The 18,113-nt window shown below is 66.1% G+C and carries 19 protein-coding genes; 7 read left to right on the top strand and 12 right to left on the bottom strand.

Features of this window, described 5'->3' with window-relative positions:
* Positions 1-53: 53 nt before the first annotated feature.
* The 4 genes from LOC57_RS04595 to LOC57_RS04610 form a co-directional block, all read right to left on the bottom strand.
* Positions 54-788 carry a glucose 1-dehydrogenase gene (locus tag LOC57_RS04595; RefSeq protein ID WP_227912153.1) on the bottom strand — a complete coding sequence of 245 codons (735 nt, stop codon included), beginning with the start codon at positions 786-788 and terminating at the stop codon, positions 54-56.
* Between the two features lie 109 nt (positions 789-897).
* Entirely contained in the window at positions 898-1,710 is an 813-nt protein-coding gene (locus tag LOC57_RS04600; protein ID WP_229958425.1) for a DUF1295 domain-containing protein, read from the bottom strand.
* 41 nt (positions 1,711-1,751) lie between these two features.
* On the bottom strand, positions 1,752-2,447 hold the full coding sequence (locus LOC57_RS04605; protein WP_227912155.1) for a response regulator: 696 nt from the start codon (positions 2,445-2,447) through the stop codon (positions 1,752-1,754).
* Complete coding sequence (locus LOC57_RS04610) at positions 2,440-3,726, bottom strand: sensor histidine kinase (protein WP_229958427.1); 1,287 nt, start codon at positions 3,724-3,726, stop codon at positions 2,440-2,442. Before LOC57_RS04610 ends, LOC57_RS04605 begins: the two co-directional genes overlap by 8 nt.
* 127 nt (positions 3,727-3,853) lie before the next feature.
* Between LOC57_RS04610 and LOC57_RS04615 the strand changes: the two genes are divergently transcribed.
* Positions 3,854-4,381, top strand: coding sequence for a GNAT family N-acetyltransferase (locus LOC57_RS04615; RefSeq protein WP_229958430.1), 528 nt, complete (start codon positions 3,854-3,856; stop codon positions 4,379-4,381).
* A 2-nt stretch (positions 4,382-4,383) separates the two neighbouring features.
* On the opposite strand, the gene LOC57_RS04620 is transcribed toward LOC57_RS04615, so the two are convergent.
* Positions 4,384-5,931: a sensor histidine kinase gene (locus tag LOC57_RS04620; protein ID WP_229958432.1), complete on the bottom strand. Its 1,548-nt coding sequence runs from the start codon at positions 5,929-5,931 to the stop codon at positions 4,384-4,386.
* Positions 5,928-6,677: a response regulator transcription factor gene (locus tag LOC57_RS04625; protein WP_229958434.1), complete on the bottom strand. Its 750-nt coding sequence runs from the start codon at positions 6,675-6,677 to the stop codon at positions 5,928-5,930. Before LOC57_RS04625 ends, LOC57_RS04620 begins: the two co-directional genes overlap by 4 nt.
* 179 nt (positions 6,678-6,856) lie before the next feature.
* Here LOC57_RS04625 and LOC57_RS04630 point away from each other — a divergent pair, with 179 nt between their 5' ends.
* Positions 6,857-7,696 carry a formate/nitrite transporter family protein gene (locus tag LOC57_RS04630; RefSeq protein WP_227925846.1) on the top strand — a complete coding sequence of 280 codons (840 nt, stop codon included), beginning with the start codon at positions 6,857-6,859 and terminating at the stop codon, positions 7,694-7,696.
* Here the strand turns inward: LOC57_RS04630 and LOC57_RS04635 are convergent.
* On the bottom strand, positions 7,693-8,823 hold the full coding sequence (locus tag LOC57_RS04635) for an MFS transporter (RefSeq protein WP_229958436.1): 1,131 nt from the start codon (positions 8,821-8,823) through the stop codon (positions 7,693-7,695). The two genes, LOC57_RS04630 and LOC57_RS04635, sit on opposite strands and share 4 nt — an antisense overlap.
* Positions 8,824-8,926: 103 nt before the next feature.
* On the opposite strand from LOC57_RS04635, the gene LOC57_RS04640 reads away from it, so the two are divergent.
* Entirely contained in the window at positions 8,927-9,514 is a 588-nt protein-coding gene (locus LOC57_RS04640; RefSeq protein WP_227912162.1) for a TetR/AcrR family transcriptional regulator, read from the top strand.
* Positions 9,515-9,562: 48 nt separating this feature from the next.
* Here LOC57_RS04640 and LOC57_RS04645 read toward each other — a convergent pair whose 3' ends face one another.
* Positions 9,563-10,057: an FBP domain-containing protein gene (locus tag LOC57_RS04645; RefSeq protein WP_229958438.1), complete on the bottom strand. Its 495-nt coding sequence runs from the start codon at positions 10,055-10,057 to the stop codon at positions 9,563-9,565.
* A gap of 424 nt (positions 10,058-10,481) precedes the next feature.
* Between LOC57_RS04645 and LOC57_RS04650 the strand changes: the two genes are divergently transcribed.
* The 4 genes from LOC57_RS04650 to LOC57_RS04665 all read left to right on the top strand — a co-directional run bounded on the left by LOC57_RS04650 (position 10,482) and on the right by LOC57_RS04665 (position 13,905).
* On the top strand, positions 10,482-10,994 hold the full coding sequence (locus LOC57_RS04650) for a CarD family transcriptional regulator (protein WP_227925850.1): 513 nt from the start codon (positions 10,482-10,484) through the stop codon (positions 10,992-10,994).
* A gap of 165 nt (positions 10,995-11,159) precedes the next feature.
* Complete coding sequence (locus LOC57_RS04655; protein WP_227912167.1) at positions 11,160-11,309, top strand: hypothetical protein; 150 nt, start codon at positions 11,160-11,162, stop codon at positions 11,307-11,309.
* 201 nt (positions 11,310-11,510) lie between these two features.
* Positions 11,511-12,872 carry a hemolysin family protein gene (locus LOC57_RS04660; protein WP_229958440.1) on the top strand — a complete coding sequence of 454 codons (1,362 nt, stop codon included), beginning with the start codon at positions 11,511-11,513 and terminating at the stop codon, positions 12,870-12,872.
* Positions 12,865-13,905 carry a hemolysin family protein gene (locus tag LOC57_RS04665; RefSeq protein ID WP_227925852.1) on the top strand — a complete coding sequence of 347 codons (1,041 nt, stop codon included), beginning with the start codon at positions 12,865-12,867 and terminating at the stop codon, positions 13,903-13,905. The genes LOC57_RS04660 and LOC57_RS04665 overlap by 8 nt, the downstream gene beginning before the upstream one ends.
* Before the next feature lie 12 nt (positions 13,906-13,917).
* Here the strand turns inward: LOC57_RS04665 and LOC57_RS04670 are convergent, their stop codons facing one another.
* The 4 genes from LOC57_RS04670 to LOC57_RS04685 all read right to left on the bottom strand — a co-directional run bounded on the left by LOC57_RS04670 (position 13,918) and on the right by LOC57_RS04685 (position 17,999).
* Positions 13,918-14,526: a J-domain-containing protein gene (locus LOC57_RS04670; RefSeq protein ID WP_227912172.1), complete on the bottom strand. Its 609-nt coding sequence runs from the start codon at positions 14,524-14,526 to the stop codon at positions 13,918-13,920.
* A 90-nt stretch (positions 14,527-14,616) separates the two neighbouring features.
* Positions 14,617-15,192, bottom strand: coding sequence for a hypothetical protein (locus LOC57_RS04675; RefSeq protein ID WP_229958442.1), 576 nt, complete (start codon positions 15,190-15,192; stop codon positions 14,617-14,619).
* 16 nt (positions 15,193-15,208) lie between these two features.
* Positions 15,209-16,354 carry a zinc-dependent alcohol dehydrogenase gene (locus LOC57_RS04680; protein ID WP_229958444.1) on the bottom strand — a complete coding sequence of 382 codons (1,146 nt, stop codon included), beginning with the start codon at positions 16,352-16,354 and terminating at the stop codon, positions 15,209-15,211.
* A gap of 94 nt (positions 16,355-16,448) precedes the next feature.
* A complete protein-coding gene (locus LOC57_RS04685) occupies positions 16,449-17,999 on the bottom strand; it encodes an ATP-binding protein (RefSeq protein ID WP_229958446.1) in 1,551 nt (516 codons plus the stop codon).
* Positions 18,000-18,113: the final 114 nt, after the last annotated feature.

The following is an 18,113-nucleotide window of genomic DNA, read 5'->3' on the forward strand; positions in this document are numbered from 1 at the left end:
CCTTCGGTGCCGCGGCGCTGGGGGACGCCGCAAGCTTTTGGTGTGGAGCAGGCCTAGTAGTTGGCCAGTCCTGCGGTCTCGCCGCCGTCAACCACGAATTCCGCCCCGGAGGAGAAACTGGAATCGTCGCTGGCCAGGAACAGGACCATCTGGGAGACCTCCTGCGCCTCACCCATGCGGTGCAGGGCAACGTGGTTCATGGGGTTCTCCATGCCTTCCGTCATGGGCGTCTTGATGACGCCCGGGTGCACCGAGTTCACGCGGATGCCGTACTTGCCAAGATCCAGGGCAGCAGACTTGCTCAGGCCGCGCACCGCGTACTTGGTGGCGGTGTAACCCGGCAGCTCCACGAAGCCCTGCAGGCCCGCTGTGGAGGAGATGTTGATGATCGATCCGCCCGCGGATTCCTTCAGTGCCGGGATGGCGGACTTGATGCCAAGGAACACGCCGTTGAGGTTGATGTTCACAATGGTGTTCCACTGCTCGAAGCTGTAATCCTCGATGTGCCCGAAGTTGGCGATCCCGGCGTTGTTGACCAGCACGTCCAGTCCGCCGAATTCGGTGACGGCGGTGTTTACCGCGGCGTCCCAGTCGGCAGCATTGGTGACATCCAGGTGGACGTAGCGGGCGGCGTCGCCAAGCTCTTCGGCCGTCTTCCGGCCATCCTCGTCGAGGATGTCGCCGATAACGACCTTGGCACCCTCAGCCACCAGCAGGCGTGCGTGTGAGGCACCCATGCCGCGGGCCCCTCCGCTGATGAGGGCTACTTTGCCGCTTACGCGTCCCATGTCTTTCTCCTTCTAAGTGTTTCAATCCTGCCTTATTCAACACCTGTAGAAGAAATTTGCATTCCCGAATGAGACGAATGTGACTGACAGTACAGCCGGGTAGAACGTCTCAGACCGCCGGCCGGGGGCGGCGGGGCGGCAGCGGAAGGAGCGCCGAGGTGCGCTGCTGGTATCCGGCGTAGGCGGGGTAGCGGGCGCGGGAGATGCTCTCGGTGAAGGCGGTGGAACCGGCGAACAGCATGCTCAACAGAAGCGGCCCGGCCAGGGTCCAGTGCAGCCAGGAGCCCGCGGCGGCAACGGCAAATCCGTAGAAAAACCACCACTGGGCCTGTTCAAAGAAAAAGTTGGGGTGCCGGGAGAAGCGGAACAGGCCGGTCTGCAGAAAGCCGGGGCCCGATTCCTGTCCAGCGGCGCGCCGGGCTTTTTTCCATTGCTGGAAATTCCACTGCTGCTGGTCCGCGATGGTCTCCCCCGCGAGGGCGGCCAGGAACAGCACCGCCAGCCCCCCGTCCCACCCGGTGAGCGGCCCGGGGTGCCGGTAGACGGTAAGGATCGGAAGGGTCATCAGCCAGATGATGAGGTTCTGGTAGATGCTGATGAACCCCAGGTTGAACAGCTGGAACTGCCAGGGCCGCAGCCGGCGGCGAAGGATGCCCCAGCGGTAGTCCTCTCCGCCCGGGGCATACCCGCCCTTGCGGGCGTAGTTGAAGGTCAGCCGGGCGCCCCACAGGGTCACCAGCGCCGCCATCAGCACCACACGGGCGGCTGCACCGGATGCCGCGGCAAACACCCACACATAGGCCACCGGGGTCAGCGACCAAATACGGTCTGTCCACGAGTATTCCCGCGTGGCCAGGGACAGCAGCCACGTGCCGGCGGTGCTGGCGGCGAAAATCCAGAGACAGACGCGTACCGGGTCCATAGGAGGAGGATACGCAGGGCGCTGCCCTTGGCGGGAGCCCTTCAGCCCATGAGCCGGTGCTCGTAGGCGAACGCCACCAGCTGGATCCGGGTGGCCAGGCCCAGCCGGTCCAGAATGCGGCGAATGTGCGTTTTGACCGTGGCCTCGGAGAGGAACACACTGGCGGCTATGTCCGCGTTGCTGAGGCCTTTGGCCACCAGCACAAACACGTCCTTCTCCCGCGCCGACAGCTCGGCGATGGCTGCCAGGTCCGGTTCCGGCGGGTCAGCGCTGCGGGTCAGGTGCGCAAACAGGTCATGTGCGGAACCCGGCGCCACTACTGAATAGCCTGCGTACACCGTGCGGATGGCCGAGAGCAGGAACTCCGGTTCGGCGCTTTTGAGCAGGTAACCGCTGGCGCCGGCGCGGATCACTTCCACCACTGCCTGGTCCCGGTTGAAGGTGGTCAGTGCAATCACCTTGGGCCGGTCCCGGCCGGCTGCGTCGGCGTCAGCCATGATCCGCCGGGTGGCAGTAATCCCGTCCACCACCGGCATCCGCAGATCCATCAGCATCACGTCCGGACGGGCTGTTTCAGCCAGTTCCACTGCTTCCATCCCGTCACCGGCGCCGCCGCAGTAGGCGAGGTCGGGCTGCGAGCGCACCAGCATCTGGATTCCCGCACGGAACAGCGGCTGGTCATCCACCAGGGCCACGCGGATCGGTTCCTCCGCAGCACCTCCGCCCGGTTCACTCATCTGCGCCTACCAGTTCCGCGGCATAAATCTCAGCGCCCGGTGCGCTCAGCGCCAATCCGTAGGGCAGGAACGCACTCACCCGGAAGCTTTCCCCGTCCGGGCCGGCCGTGAGCCAGCCGCCGGCCAGGTGGGCACGTTCGCGCATGCCGGCAATACCGCGACCGGTGCCGGCCGTCGTCGCGCTTGAGTCGCTCCCGGCCGACGACGCCGCGCGGCCGGGATAGGAGGCGATTTGCAGGGAAAGCCCCGGGCCGCTCCAGTCCAGGTGCACCGTAACGCGTGTTCCGGATCCGCCGTGGCGCAGGGCGTTGGTGAGGGATTCCTGCACAATCCGGAACACCGCCAGCTGCTGCCCCTCGGGCAGGTCCACCGGCGACCCGGACTCTGTGCGTTCCACCTGCAGGCTGTTGCCCTGCTGCTCGAGAAGTTCGTCAATATCCGCCAGCCGGGGCTGGGGCAACGCGGAACCGCCGTCGCCCACCCCTTCAATCACCCGCTGGGCATCGGTCAGGGCGCGGCGCGCGGCCGAGGCTATGTTCTCCAAAGCGTCCAGCACCGGCTGGGGCTGGTTCTTCCCCAGGTAGCGCGAACCGTCGGCCTGCGCCGCGATGACGGCCAGGGAGTGCGCCAGGACGTCATGCAGGTCCCGGGAGATGCGGGTCCGCTCCTGTTCCACGATCAGGTCCACTTCCGTGGCCTTCAGGCTGGCCACGGCGGCAGTCCGTTCGGCGGACAGGGTACGGCGCTCTTCCCAGCTGCGCAGGGCATGGCCGGCAAGCCAGGCCGCAGCGAAAATCACCAGCAGGAACGAGGAATAAAGTATCCAGAAATCCCGCATCGTGTACCAAGAGGCCCCGTAAACCGGCAGCCAGCCGACACCGCCCGAGTAACTTCTGTTCAGCATCAGATATGACATGGCACCGGCAAGGAAAGGCGCTGCCGCAATTCCTGCCACCCGCGGCCATTTGCCACCCGACAGCGCCACGAAAAAGAGCACAATCCCCGAACCGAGGTAAATGGGCCAGCTATTGGGCTCCAATGGCGGCACAGCCCTGAGGAACTGCGCGGCGAGGACCAGAACGGGGATGAGGAGCGCGGCGTACGCCACCCGTGACGCAAGCCCGATGGCCAAGGCAAAGGCCAGCAGCGGGAATGCCCCGCCCCAGGTGGCGAAATCGCCACCCATCCGGCCTGCCTCCCCGATGATCCAGAGCACCAAAAATACTGCGGCAGCCGCTGGGGCACCCCAGATACGCGTGTAATTCAGCAATTGAGTCATGGCACCGAAGCTATCCCGCCCCCAAACGACTTTCGGTTGAAAACGCAGTCTTTCATCCCGGCGGCTGGGAATCCTGTCCATTTGGATGGTTTCGCTTTATCGAATTACACCGTCATAGAATCCCCCAATGGCAACCCTGATTACTCCCGATGCCCATTTCCGGAACAGCTGGCTGGCCGCCGCCGAAGAATTCGGCGGCGAGAACATGGACGGTTCCGGTGTGTACGGCGAGAACCGGCTCGAGCGCGTCCGCACGGAAATTTCCGGAGATTTTGCGGCCTTCGTCGACGGGCTGGTGGCAGACCGGCTGCCGGAAACACCCCGTCCGCCGGAATTCGTCGCCTGCACCTACCTCTGGCTGGTGGAAGGAGAGGAGTTCCTCGGTTCCCTCGCCATCCGGCACATCTTGAATGACTTCCTCTTCGAGCGCGGCGGACACATCGGCTACAGCATCCGTCCCTCGGCCCGGCGGCAGGGCCACGCAACCCGCGCCCTGCATGATTCCCTGCCGGTGGCCCGCGGGCTGGGCATCTCACCCGTGCTGGTCACCTGTGCCGAGGACAACGCCGGTTCCCGGGCCGTTATCGAGAAGAACGGCGGCGTTTACGAGGACAGCCGGGAAGGCACTCGCCGGTACTGGATCGACCTGGCGTAGCGCTACTCAGGGGCTACCGGGACCCGCCGGATACGGTCTTCACCCCCGGTTGCGCCGCTCCTGTGCAGCGGGAAGGCCACGGTGAACCGGGTGCGCCCGGGCCTGCTTTCGACGTCGATCGTCCCGCCGTTCACTGCCACCAGTGCCTGCACAATGGCCAGCCCCAAACCGCTGCTGCCGGTGCCGCTCTCAGTCCCCGTACGGGCCGAGTCCGCCTTGCTGAACCGGGCGAAAATCGAGTCAGCGAACGAAGGATCAATGCCCTGGCCGTTATCGGTCACCGTGACCGTGGCCTTGCCCGCGGCCGCCTGCAAAACGATCTCCACCCGGGTCCCCGGCGGTGTGTGCTTGTGTGCATTCGAGAGCAGGTTGATCAGCACCTGCCGCAGCTCGGACTCGGCGGCGTAAACGACGACGGGCTCGTCCGGCAGCTGAAGGGTCCACTGGTCCTCCGGTGCTGAGACCTGCGCGTCGCTGGCGGCTTCCACCACCAGTTCGGAGAGATCGACCCCGGCACGCTCACCGCGCCGGCCTTCATCCAGCCGGGCCAGGAGCAGCAGGTTTTCCACCAGCACCGACATCCGTTTGGACTCGCTGTCCACCCGTTCCAGGGCCGACCTGCCGGCCGCACTGACCTGTTCACTGAGCAGGACGAGTTCGGTGTAGCCCCGGATGGAGGTCAGCGGCGTCCGAAGCTCGTGGCTGGCATCGGCAACAAACTGCCGCACTTTCATTTCGCTGGCCTGCCGGGCGCGCAGCGCCTGGGTGACGTGGTCAATCATGCCGTTCAGGGCCATCCCCACCGTGCCCACTTCAGACCCGGGTGCGGCGGCCGACGGCGGCACCCTAACCGGTATTTCCACCTCGCCCGAGGCCAGCGGAAGTTTTGACACTGAAGTGGCCGCTGCGGCGAGCTGGTCCAGGGGGCGCAGTGATCGCCGGATAATCACGGTTCCGGCCACACCGGTCACCAGCAGGCCGCCCAGGGACAGGACAACCATGGTGAGGTTCAGCGAAGCCAGGGTGCTGTCGCGTTGGGCCGTGGAAAGGCCCGCCACCAGGACGGCGTCCCCTGCAGGTGCCCCCGGGGGCGCCGTGAAAGCGTCCACCCGGTAGCGGCCGGTGGAGAGGGTGAGGTCTTCCGGCCCATCGCCCGGTTTGACCGCGGCAAGCCGTTCCACGTCCTCGTCGCTCAACGGCTGCGCCGCGCCGTCGTCGGGCATCAGCGACGACCGGCGGGGCTCACCGCCCACGAAGAGGGCATTCAGTGAGCCGGGGCGCATGCCGTCCGCCTTGCGGGGAGCAGTGCGGCGCTCCGGCGGCTGGGCGTCGCCGGAGGACCCGGGACGGAAACCAGACCGGACTGCGGACCGCTCCAACCCGTCATCAAGCACCGACGTGAGGTAGTGGCTCATCGCAAGGTGGCTGAAGAGGCCGACGGCGGCGCAGATGGCAGTCAGGAGGGCCAGCGTGGCGAGGATGAGCTTGGTGCGCAGCGGATGGTTGCGCAGGCGGGGCCACTTTCCGGACCGGGGAACGGATGTGTTCACGCGGCCACCGGTTTCAGGACATAGCCCGCACCGCGCACCGTGTGGATCATGGGCGGGCGGCCGGCATCGATCTTCTTGCGCAGGTAGGAAATGTACAGTTCCACGATGTTGGCCTGGCCGCCGAAATCGTAGTTCCAGACACTGGCCAGAATCTGGGCCTTGCTCAGGACCCGCTTCGGGTTCTCCATGAGGTAGCGCAGCAGTTCCCACTGGGTACTGGTCAGGAAAATGTCCTCCCCGCCGCGCGAGACTTCCCGGGTCTCCAAGTTCAGGACCAGGTCACCGACCACCAGTTCGGCGGAGTCCGACGCCGCCACCCCCGAGCGCTGCACCAGCCGATGCAGGCGGAGCATCAGTTCCTCCATGCTGAACGGCTTGGTGACATAGTCATCACCGCCGGCTGCCAGGCCGGAGATCCGGTCTTCCACGGCGTCCCTGGCGGTGAGGAAAAGGGCCGGAACCGCGGGGGAAAAGGAGCGGATCTTCTGCAGGGCCGCAAGCCCGTCCAGCCCCGGCATCATCACGTCCAGCACCAGCACGTCCGGGCGGAACTCCCGGGCAGCCGCCACGGCCCGGTGCCCGTCCGGGGCAGTCTGCACGTTCCAGCCCAGCATACGCAGGCCCATGCCTACCAGTTCGGCCAAGCTTGTCTCGTCGTCGACCACCAGCGCCCGGACCGCGCTGCCGTCCGGATGGGCCAGGCGCGGGAGGTTGACCGTGGGGGACAGTGCGGAAGCGTCTGCCATGGGTTGCGTCCTTTGACTCATGCCGTCGGCCGGCCCGGATTTGAGCCTGACGCCCATTGTGCAGGCCCGGGCCGACTGAACCTGTTCCGAAACTGTGCGTCACGTGTACGGCTTTGCGCAACAGTTCATCAGTAGGCTTATGACGTAGGTGCAGTTTCGCTGCACCGGAGAGGACATATATGAGCGAGGAACGTCGCAGGGAAATCGGCTCCTCCGAGGCGCCCGTGGAGGACGAACTCCAGGAGTCATTCGAGAACACTGTGACGGAAGGTGCCGAGCGCCTGCACCGCACCTTCCGCACCATCCTGATCACCGGGGTGTTCGGCGGCCTCGAAGTAGGCCTCGGAGTGATGGCATACCTGGCCGTGATGCATGAAACGGGTGACCACCTGTTGGCCGGCATTGCCTTCAGCGTGGGCCTTATTGCTCTCTTCCTGGCGCACAGCGAGCTCTTCACCGAAAACTTCCTGATGCCGGTGGCTGCTGTTGCGGCCAAGGAAGGCAGCGTCAAGCAGCTCGCCAAGCTCTGGGCCGGCACGCTGGTGGCGAACCTGGCCGGGGGCTGGGTCTTTATGTGGATTGTGATGCAGGCCTTTCCCCAGTGGGCGCCCACCGTAGCCGAATCGGCAAAGCACTTCACCGAAGCACCGTTTTCACTCCAAACCGTGGCCCTGGCGATCCTGGGCGGCAGCACCATCACCTTGATGAGCCGGATGCAGCAAGGCACGTCTTCGGATCCTGCGAAGATTGTCGCCACGGTTATCGGTGGATTCCTGCTGGCCGGCCTGCAGCTGTTCCATTCCATCCTGGATTCACTGTTGATTTTCGGTGCCCTCCAGTCCGGGGCGGAAATCACCTACCTGCAGTGGCTGGGCTGGTTCGGTTACACACTGCTGTTCAACATGGTGGGCGGCCTGGTGCTGGTGACCGCCCTGCGCCTGGTGCGCACCAAGGAGCTGCTGGCACAGCGCCGCCGCGACGCGCCGGAGGACCCCGACGCCGCCCACCGGGACGCCTAGCTGCGCTTGCGTACCAGTGCGGCTGTGCCGCCGGCGGCACAAAACGCGGTAGCTGCTGCCGCCAGGGCAACGGGGCTCCAGTCTGCGGCGCCAATGGCGGCGGACCCCAGCGCCTGCCCGGTGGCCAGCGCGATAAACAGCACCGAGGTGCCGGCCCCGGCGGCCTGCGGCCACGCGGACCGGGCCCACAGGATCAGCACGGCCGACATTGCCATGTAGCCTGCCCCGAAAACCGCCATGCCGGCGTAGGCCGCCGCGGTGTTGGCCGTGGCAACGGAGAGACCCACGGCGGCGGTGGCCAGAGCCAGCAACCCGGCACAGGCACACCACCCGCTGTGCAGCCCGATGCGTTTCACCAGATGGCCGGTGAAGGTTCCCAGGAGCCCGCCGGCGCCCAGGGCAATCCATAACCAACCAACCTGACCGCCGGAGACGGCGCCGGCCCCAGTGACCAGCAGCGGGCCGAAAGTCCAGGTCAGGGAGGACCCCGCGCCCACCACCAGGGCGGCGGCCGCCGGGAGCAGCAACGCCCGCCAGGCCAGCGGCCCGGAGGTCTCCTCCTGCCGTGCGGTTTGGCTACCTGGCCGGGCTGCCAAAGCGTTGCGCGAGCGCACCGGGTACAGTGCGGCCGCGGCGGATCCTGCGCAGATCAGGGCCATCAGCACCCAGGCGGCACCTACGGATGGAACGGCGAACACAACCACACCCGCCCCGATCACGCCCACTGCTGTGCCGGCGTTGGCAACGGACTGGGCCGTGGCCGCCGCCTCGGGCTTCACCAACGCGTCAATCACCGGAACGAGGGCCGGGGAGGCGAAACCGCCTCCAAGCCCTCCCACGAGAACCGCAAGGATGAACATCATTGGGTCCGTGGCCACTGCCACCCCCAGGCAGCCCGCAGTTGCGGTGGCGCCGGCCAACACCAAGCCCGTCCGCGGATAGCGGTCCACCAGCCGGGCGGCAGCCAAGGCCGCCAGCGAATAGGAAGTGAACTGGGCAGCGGCGGCCCAACCCAGCACATCAACGAGCTGCGGCCGGGACGCTGACAACGCCGGGGCGAACAGCCCCACACCGAAACGGGCCATGCCGTAGGTGGCGGCAATCAACAGCATTCCGGCCGCCGCCATGCCTGCTCCCGCGCCGCCCTGCACACGAATCCCCGCCTGCTGCACATTGCCTCCGTCGCCAGTTAAACGTTCGTTTCACTGAAACGAACGTTACACTAGCGGTATGCCTCTCCCCCAGCCCACCCGGGACCGTATCCTCGACGCCGCCGAAGGACTGTTCTTTTCCGACGGCATTGCCACCACGGGGGTTGACTCCGTGGCGGCGACGGCAGGGGTATCCGTAGTGACCCTCTACAAGCACTTCGGAGCCAAGGACAACCTGCTCCACGCCGTGCTTTCCCGCCGGCTTGAGTCCTGGACCTCCCACTGGGATGCAGCCGTAGCCGCGGCCCAATCCCCGAGGGAGCGCCTGGTGGCAATCTTCGACGCCGTGGACACGTTCCGTGCCGCGGCCGGCCCCACACAGTGGTGCTGCTTCCTCGCCACGGCTTCCGAGCGGCCTGTCCCCGCGGAGGGGGCAAGTGATCCCGTCTTCGACCTTGTAGCTGAAGACACCCGCCTGGTTACCCGCCGGCTTACGGACCTGGCACGCGAAGCCCGCTGCCAGGACCCGGAGCGGGTCGCGGAACTGCTCCTGCTGCTATACAACGGAGTCCTCAGCAGCCTGCTGCGCGGGACGCCCGCAGCTCCGGCAGCCCGGGCGCGCACAGCTGCTTGGACTCTCCTGGACCGGGAATTGCCGGGGCAGTAGTCCCCCGGCCCCTCCCCGCGGAGGCGGTGGATGAGCCGGGGAAACGCGCTACTTCGCCAGGATGTTGCGCACAAACAGCTCAGTGCGTCCGCGCAGTCCCTGGATCCGCTCTGCGGTCACCGCATCCGGATCCGGATGGATGGGCGTGGGCGCAACGTCTGCCCGCACGTTGACCGAACATGTGAAGTCAGCATGGATGAGGGTGCCCACGGTGTTGCCGTCCCGGCCCCGCTGGCCGGCCCGGCGTGCCACGTAGAGGAAGACTTCCTCCTCCGAGAACACATCTTGGCAGAGGGCGCACAGCACCCGCCGGTTCTTCGGGGCGCTCAGTTCCGGTGCGCGCAGCAGCACTCCCACCGGCTTTCCGTCCAAGGGCAGCACCAGATAGGCGCGCTGGGGCATTTTGTGGTCCCGCCAGCCCAGCTGGTCGAGGATCTCCCAATTGATGTTCTCGAACCCGATGGGCAGGTTCATGGCGGCCACCTCGGAGCGGGTGGCGTTGATGAAGGATTTGCGGATGGCCGTTTCAGACAGGGGTTCCATGATGTTCGGCAGCACTTTCGGCGGTTGGGAAAGGCGCGCCGCGGGGGCGCGTCAGGGGCAGCGGGCAGCGGAGGACGCAGTGCAGGGCCCGGGGCCCACCTGCCCTTCCGCGGCGGCAGAGCGCGCGCACATCATGTTGGTCACGCCGCCATCCTAGCAACCGGCGGCGGCGGGCCGATGCCGGGGACTTGCGCAGGGGGGATAAGCTAGCGGCACAGCGTGAGGGCACAAAACGGGAGCGGTACGGCTGAAAGTCAACCCTTCCCCGCAGTTATGCACCTCCTCGCCTGGAATACGACTCCTTCTCTATTGCCCGTCCGTCAGGCCGCCACCACTGGTGGCTCGGCTGGTTTCTCGGTCTTTGGGAGCCCGCGCATCTCGGAACCACCTGAACTCGGAACCACCTGAACAGAGGGACGTCATTTTGAATTTCACCGTTGGGCAGACGCTGGTGTACCCGCACCACGGAGCCGTCACCGTTACCGACATCTCCCCCATGACCGTCAAGGGGATTGAACGCGAAACGCTGACCTTCCGCGTGCACGCCACCGAACTCACCATCAAGCTACCTTCGGACAATGCCGAAGACGTTGGCGTGCGCAGCGTCATTGACGACGCCGGCGTGCAGGCCGTGTTCACCGTACTGCGCGGACCGGCCGGGATGGAACCGGACAACTGGTCCCGCCGTTTCAAGGCCAATGAGGGCAAAATGGCCACCGGCGAACTGCACCTGATCGCTGAAGTGGTGCGCGACCTCTGGTGCCGGGAGCGGACGCACCCGCTGTCCACCGGCGAAAAGCGGATGCTCCTCAAAGCCAGGCAGCTGCTGGTTTCGGAGCTGGCCCTGGCCCGTTCGGCGTCCGCTGAAGAAGCCGGAGAGATGCTGGACTCGGTGCTGATGGAAGCTGCCGGCGAGGCAGAGCTGGCCAACAGCTAGGCGGCGCGGCCCGGCGCCGGTTTCCAGCGCCGGGCCCGTTTTGGCACGGGCCGCACCTTGGTTGTATCAAGGAAAGTAGGACGGATTCCGTCCCCACGGGACACGTCCGGAGTCACCAGAAGATCTTCGAGGGTCCTGCGCCTTCAGGGACCCGGAAAGGCGGCCGTGAACTTTCCCTGCACCTGCTTCTGCCAGCCCATGCCCGGCACCGGCCGGCTGGGGATCGAGATCTATGATCCGTTCTGCCTGGTGCGCCAGCACCGCGTGGCCGGTTCCACCAACCGCGAGCCCAGCTACGGGCAGGGCCGGCGGTAGTCCACTTCCCGCCCCCGCCCCCGCTCGGGCTCCGGCTCCGGCTGGAAAAATCCTTGGAACCGCGCCCAGACGCATCCTGTAATATTCCTTGGACTATGGATGACCCTCCCTCACATAAACCCTTGCCCCTCCCCGTCCTGACCGCAATGCAGACCGTGTCCGCTCCGGCTGCACCGGCTATCGCGAGAGAGGGGCAGCCCCATGTATGAATGGCTAATGGTTGGCGTAGGTTTGCTCCTCACCGTCGGCACCGGACTGTTTGTCGCGTCCGAGTTTTCACTCGTCAACCTGGACCGCGCGGAGCTTGAAGCCCGCCGGGACAAGGGCGAAAAACGGCTTAACCCCACCATCAACGCGCTGAAGATTACCTCGACGCATCTTTCCGGCGCCCAGCTCGGCATCACGCTGACCACCCTCCTGACCGGTTACACCTTCGAGCCGGCCATCAGCTCCATGCTGGCCACCCCGCTTGCGGCGCTGGGTATTCCCGACGCCCTGGTGCCCGGAATCGGCGCCGTGGCCGGCATCTTCCTGGCCACCATCTTCTCCATGATCATCGGTGAACTGGTGCCCAAGAACTTCGCCCTTGCGCTGCCGCTGGCCACGGCGAAGCTGGTGGTTCCCTTCCAGGCAGTGTTCACCACCGTGTTCAAGCCGGTGATCCTGCTTTTCAATAACACCGCCAACGCGATCATCCGGTCCTTCGGCATTGAGCCCAAAGAGGAACTTTCCGGTGCGCGCAGCGCAGAGGAGCTCAGTTCCCTGGTCCGCCGCTCAGCCCTTGAAGGCGTGCTGGACCTGGACCATGCCGTGCTGCTGAACCGCACATTGCGCTTCGCGGACCACAGCGCCGCCGATGTGATGACGCCGCGCGTCCGCATGCATACGGTTCACGGCACGGATACGGCCGAACAGGTGGTGGCCGCTGCCACCGCCACCGGCTACTCCCGCTTCCCCGTGATCGGCCGCGATTCGGACGACATCCTCGGCGTGCTGCACGTGAAGCAGGCGTTCGGAGTTCCGCTGGCCGGCCGAGGTTCCGTGACCGCCGCCGAGCTGATGGTGGAACCGATGCACGTGCCCGAGTCCATGGATGCGGACACCCTGCTGGGGCTGCTGCGCGCCCAGGGCCTGCAGGTGGCCATCGTCTCCGACGAACACGGCGGCACTGCGGGGATTGTGACCCTTGAGGACCTGGTCGAGGAAATTGTCGGCGAGCTCGAGGACGAACACGACCGCGCCCGGGTGGGCGTGGTCCGCACCGGCCGGGCCATCACTTTTGACGCCGCACTCCGGCCCGACGAACTGCTGGACCGCACGGGCATCGAGGTACCGGACGGCGAGGAGTACGACACCATCGCCGGATTCGTCACCGATGAACTGGACCGCATTCCCGAACTCGGCGACGAAGTGGAGATCGGCAGCGGAACGCTCCGCGTCGAACGGGTGAACCGCAACCACATTGAGCGGCTGCGGTTCACGCCGTCGGGTTCCCTGGAGGCGCCCGTAAGTGCCCATGACCGCATTGTCGACTCACTGACCAAGGACCTGACCCATGAGTGAATACCTGCCCGGAATCATCTGGCTCGTAGTGCTGCTGGTGGTCAACGCCTTCTTCGTGGGTGCCGAGTTCGCCGTCATCTCAGCCCGCCGCTCCCAGATCGAGCCCAAGGCCGAGGCCGGCAGCAAGGCCGCCAAAACCACCCTCTGGGCCATGGAACACGCCACCCTGATGCTGGCGACCAGCCAACTGGGCATCACCGTCTGCTCCCTGGTGATCCTGAACGTCTCGGAACCGGCCATCCACCACCTGCTGGAGATCCCGCTGGGCCTGACCTCGCTGTCCGCGGACGCCATCGGGATGATTGCCTTCGTAGTGGCGCTGCTGCTGGTGACCTTCCTGCACGTGGTGGTGGGTGAAATGGTGCCCAAGAACATTTCCTTCTCGGTTCCCACCGGCGCCGCACTGCTGCTGGCCCCGCCGCTGGTGATGGTGTCCCGGATTGTCCGCCCTGTCATCCGGGCCCTGAACGGTATAGCGAACGGTGTGCTGCGCCTCTTCAAGGTAGAGCCCAAGGACGAGGCCACCAGTGCCTACACGCTGGACGAAGTTGCCAACATTGTGGAGCAGTCCACGCGCGACGGCGTGCTCACCGACCGCAGCGGCACCCTGACGGCGGCCTTCGAGTTCACTGAAAAGACCGTGGCCGACGTCGAGGTTCCCATTGCTCAGATGGTGCTGCTGCCCGAAACGGCCTCGCCGGCGGACCTGCAGCAGGCCGTGGATATCCACGGCTATTCGCGGTACATCCTGACCAACGAGGACGGCGACCCGGACGGCTACCTGCACCTCAAGGACGTCATGGACCTGACCGGTCCGGATGAATTCGCCGCGCCGGTGCCGGCCAAGCGCATCCGCCGGCTTGCCTCGGCGTACCGGGGAGGCGAACTGGAGGACGCACTGGCCACCATGCGCCGCACCGGCGCCCACGTGGCGCGGGTCTTCGACGCCAAGGGCAACACCACCGGCGTGCTCTTCCTGGAAGACATCATCGAAGAGCTTGTGGGCGAAGTCCACGACGCCACCACGGTCTAGGCCGGGTCCGGGCTAACGTCGCCGCTTCCGCCGAAACCACCGCCGCCGCTCCGCTTCCGGGGCGGCGGTTTCTCTTTGCGCCTCTTCCGCCGCCCCGGCCGCAGCCTTCCGCTCCCGCCAGCGCAGCATTTCCTGCTCGACGTCGCGGGTCCTGGTCACCACGGGCGGCCCGCCTTCGAGCTGGCGGCGGGCATTGATGACCCGGGCGTTGAAGTCTTCCAGGATCTCGCGGACCTGCCGCTCGCTCCACCGGGTGTCCAGACGGGCATCCAGTTCCGCGTCCTCGGTGCGCAGCAGGATGGCCGCAGGCCCCAGGCCGGTAACGTTTTCACGCTGCAGCAGTCCCTTGATCCACCAGTCCGGATCATGGCCATCGCCCAGGCCGGGGATGGGCTTGCCCGCATATTTCAGGTTGTCGAAGTCGCCGCGCGCCATAGCGTCGCGGACCAGGTAGTCCGCACGTGCGGCGTCGTCCACCTGCCGCCGCTTGTGCTGCAGTTCCTCTTCAGCCGCGGCCTGCTCCACGTCCTCCGGGTCCAGGCCGCCCCCGGCACCGGCCGCCCTCAGCTGTGCCGCGCGTTCCATCCGGCGCCGGTACTGTTCAACACCCCTGCCTTCCATGACCTCTCACCGCCTCACCCGTCCGGCTTCCGTTTTGCGTCCCCACCAGTATTCCGCCGGGGGCGGAGGCAGGCAACGCAACCCCAATGCCTAGCTGCGCAGCCGGCGTACCGCTGCCGCGATGCCCGCGGCCAGCCCTGCACCGGCCAGCAGCCACGGTCCGCCGATGAGGATGGGGTCGATCCACTGGTGGTTAACATCCGCTCGCTTCCGTCCGACCCGGGAGGAATACCCGCGTCGGGAGAACTCACTCAGCACCCCCGTCTCGATCACGGGATTGTCCGGATGCAGGGTCAGGAAGGAGGCCAGATGGCTTTCCACCGCGTCAACCCGGTCCGCTGCCAGCAGGATCAGCCAATGTGCCGCCCGTGCTTCGCTGAACCGGCGGTAGGCGTACCGGCGCATCACACCGGACAGTCCCTTGGGCGGGCAGGACGTGCCGAACACGGGAGTGAGGAACTTATGCTCAATGGAACGTTCGCGCGGATATTTCTCCTCCTGGCGCTCCGGGAACTCCCAGTGGGCGCCGCTGAGGGTGGGGTCGAACTGCAGCTTGGGCACCGCGGGGCGGTCCTTCGGGTCAAGGTCCGCGCCCCAGCCCGGGATCCGTGCGCGCAGTTCATCACTGGTGGGAGTCAGGGCCGGTTTCTGCGGGGTATAGGCCATGGTTGGGTGCTTCCTTTCAGGAACCGGGGACGATCACGGGCTTGATGCAGTTATCCAGCTTGGCCGAGAACATGTGGTACCCCTCGGCGATGTGCTCAAGCGGAATCCGGTGCGTGATGATCTCGTTCGGCCTCAGGTATCCGGCCTTGATGTGCTCGAACAGCCGCGGCCACTGCCGCTTCATGGGCGTCTGGTTCATATTCAGCGTCAACCCCTTATTCATGGCGTCGCCGAACTTCACGGCACTGAACATGGGGCCGTAGGCACCCATCACGGATATGGTCCCCGCCTTGCGCACCGAGTCGATGGCCCAGTTCAGGGCTACGGGCGAACCGCCCTGGAGCTTGAGCTTGGTGCTGGTGACATGCTGGAGGAAGTTGCCGTCCGCTTCGGCGCCCACTGCGTCAATGGCGACGTCGGCGCCCAGATGGTCGGTGATTTTCTTCATGTGCACCACAATGTCGTCGTACTCGGTGAAGTTGTACGTTTCGGCATGCGCGAAGATGCGGGCCTTTTCCAGCCGGTAGTCCAGATGGTCAATCACGATGACCCGCCCCGCACCCATCAGCCACGCCGACTTGGCGGCGTAGAGGCCCACCGGGCCGGCACCGAAGACCACCACGGTGTCGCCCTCCACGATGTCTCCCAGCTGGGCGCCGAAATAGCCCGTTGCCAGCGCATCGGTACACATCAGGGCATCCTCCTCGTCCATCCAGTCGGGAATCAAGGAAGGCCCGATGTCCGCGAAGGGAACGCGCACGTACTCCGCCTGGCCGCCGTCGTATCCGCCGGTGGTGTGGGAGTAGCCGTACAGGCTTCCAACGGCGGTGGCGTTCGGGTTCACGTTGTGGCAGTTCGAATACATCCCGCGGGCGCAGAAATAGCAGGTGCCGCAGTAAATGTTGGCCGGCACCATCACACGGTCCCCCACCTTCAGGTTCCGCACCGAGGGTCCGACCTCTTCGACCACACCGATGAATTCGTGGCCGAAGGTATGGCCAACCCGGGTGTCGGGCATCAGTCCGTGGTAAAGGTGCAGGTCGGATCCGCAAATGGCGGCCAGGGTGACCCGGACAATGGCATCGTTGGGATGCTCTATGGGGGGCCGCGGCTTTTCTTCCACCCGAACCTTGTAGGGTCCTCGGTACACCATTGCTCGCACGGGCCTGCCTCCTCAGTTCTGCCGGATCAACAGCTGCGCGGGACTGCCGTCCCTCCGGGACGCGCCCCGGGCACCTTAACCATAAGCAGACTTACTAGCTTTGCAAGTCCGTATCCGGTCCGGCCACCGGCAAACTCACGGTAAAGAGCGTTCCGGCTCCCGGCTCGCTGCGGACCCGGATGTTGCCGCCGTGCTCTTCCACGATGCGGCGGCTGATCACCAGACCGAGGCCTGCACCGGGAATGGCGGCCGTAAGCGCCCGTCCCGAGCGGAAGAACGGGGTGAAGGCTGCCTCCTGCTCCTCCTGGGACATCCCCATGCCGCTGTCAGCAACTTCAATCACTGCCATGCCCGCTTCAACCCGCGCGCTCACCTGCACCACGCCGCCGTCGGGCGAATACTTGACCGCGTTGGAGACCAGGTTTTCCAGCACCTGCCCAATCCGCCTGGGATCGGCCACGGCAGAAAGGTCGCCCGGCAGGTCAACCTTGAATTCCACCCCGTTCACCCGGGCGCGCGGCCCAAAGGAATCGACAGCAGCACGCACGACGGCGGCGAGGTCGACTTCCCTGGCCTCCACGGTTTCGTTCCCGGCGGCCACCGAGAGCAGGTCCGTTACCAGCTGCAGCAGCCGCTCGGCGTTCCGCACCGCCGTCTGCAGGGCGGAACGGACGTCTTCGGCCAGGTTTTCGCCGCTATCCAACGCCATGTCGAGATAGCCCAGGATCGACGTCAGGGGAGTGCGCAGCTCGTGGGACACATTGGCTACAAACTCACGCTGGGCCGTCAACGCCCGGACCAGCTGCGTCACGTCGCTGAACGCCAGGACAGATCCCTTGAATCCGCCGCCGCCCCGGACGGAGCGGGCCGAGACGCTGACCGCCAGTTGTCCCTGGCCGGTACCGACCCAGACGATTTCCTCGGCGAAGGACTCCCCGGAAACGGCCCGCCGGATGGGGCGCTTGCTGTCCGGAAGCGGAGTAACCCGGTCCGGGCCGTAGACGGGCCACTCGGAACCGCCGGGGCCGGCAATATCTCCGGTGGCTGCCCCGGCGCGGCTGCTTTCCATCAGCGCATTGGCAAGGATTTCCCGGCCGTCCCGGTCCACCACCAGCACGCCCACATCCACGGTGTCCAGCACCGCGTGCAGCAGTGATTCCCGCTCGCGGGCGCGCAGTTCCGCCGCTCCGCGGGCTTCGTCGGCGGCTTCGGCCTGCTGCAGGGCTTCCACCAAGTCCCGTTCATACCGGCGCCGCCCGGTTTCGGGAAGAACACTGATCAGGTCCAGGCCCCGCCCGGGGCTGCGTGCCCCGGCGATCAGGGCCGGGAGCCGCTCACCGTCCGGGCCGTGGAAGTCCACCGCCAGGTTCTGGACCGGCCCGGTTCCGGATCTGAGGGCCGCCGTCCAGCGCTGGTATTCGAGCAGGTCTTCCGGAGCGAGCAGGTCCGTAAAAACGGTACCTTCCAGCGCACTGCGGTTCCGGCCGGTCCAGGCAGCAAACGAGTGGTTGGCCTCTTCGATCACCCCGCGTGCGGAAAGGACCACATATCCGGAGGGAGACTGGTGGAAAAGCGTGGAAAGATCCGGGACGGACCGCCGCCGCCGCCCGCCAATGCGCGGGAAGCCGCGGGAAAAAATATGCATGCCGGACCTTTGGGGAAAGAACAGATATCTACAGCGCGCTGCGGAAACAGGCGCACCCGGCGGTTTCGTAATTCGCCGGTAAGTGAACTTATCAGGCTGCTTCCCGGCACCATG

The sequence above is a fragment of the Arthrobacter sp. zg-Y750 genome, from assembly GCF_020907365.1.
Taxonomy (GTDB): Bacteria; Actinomycetota; Actinomycetes; order Actinomycetales; family Micrococcaceae; genus Arthrobacter_B.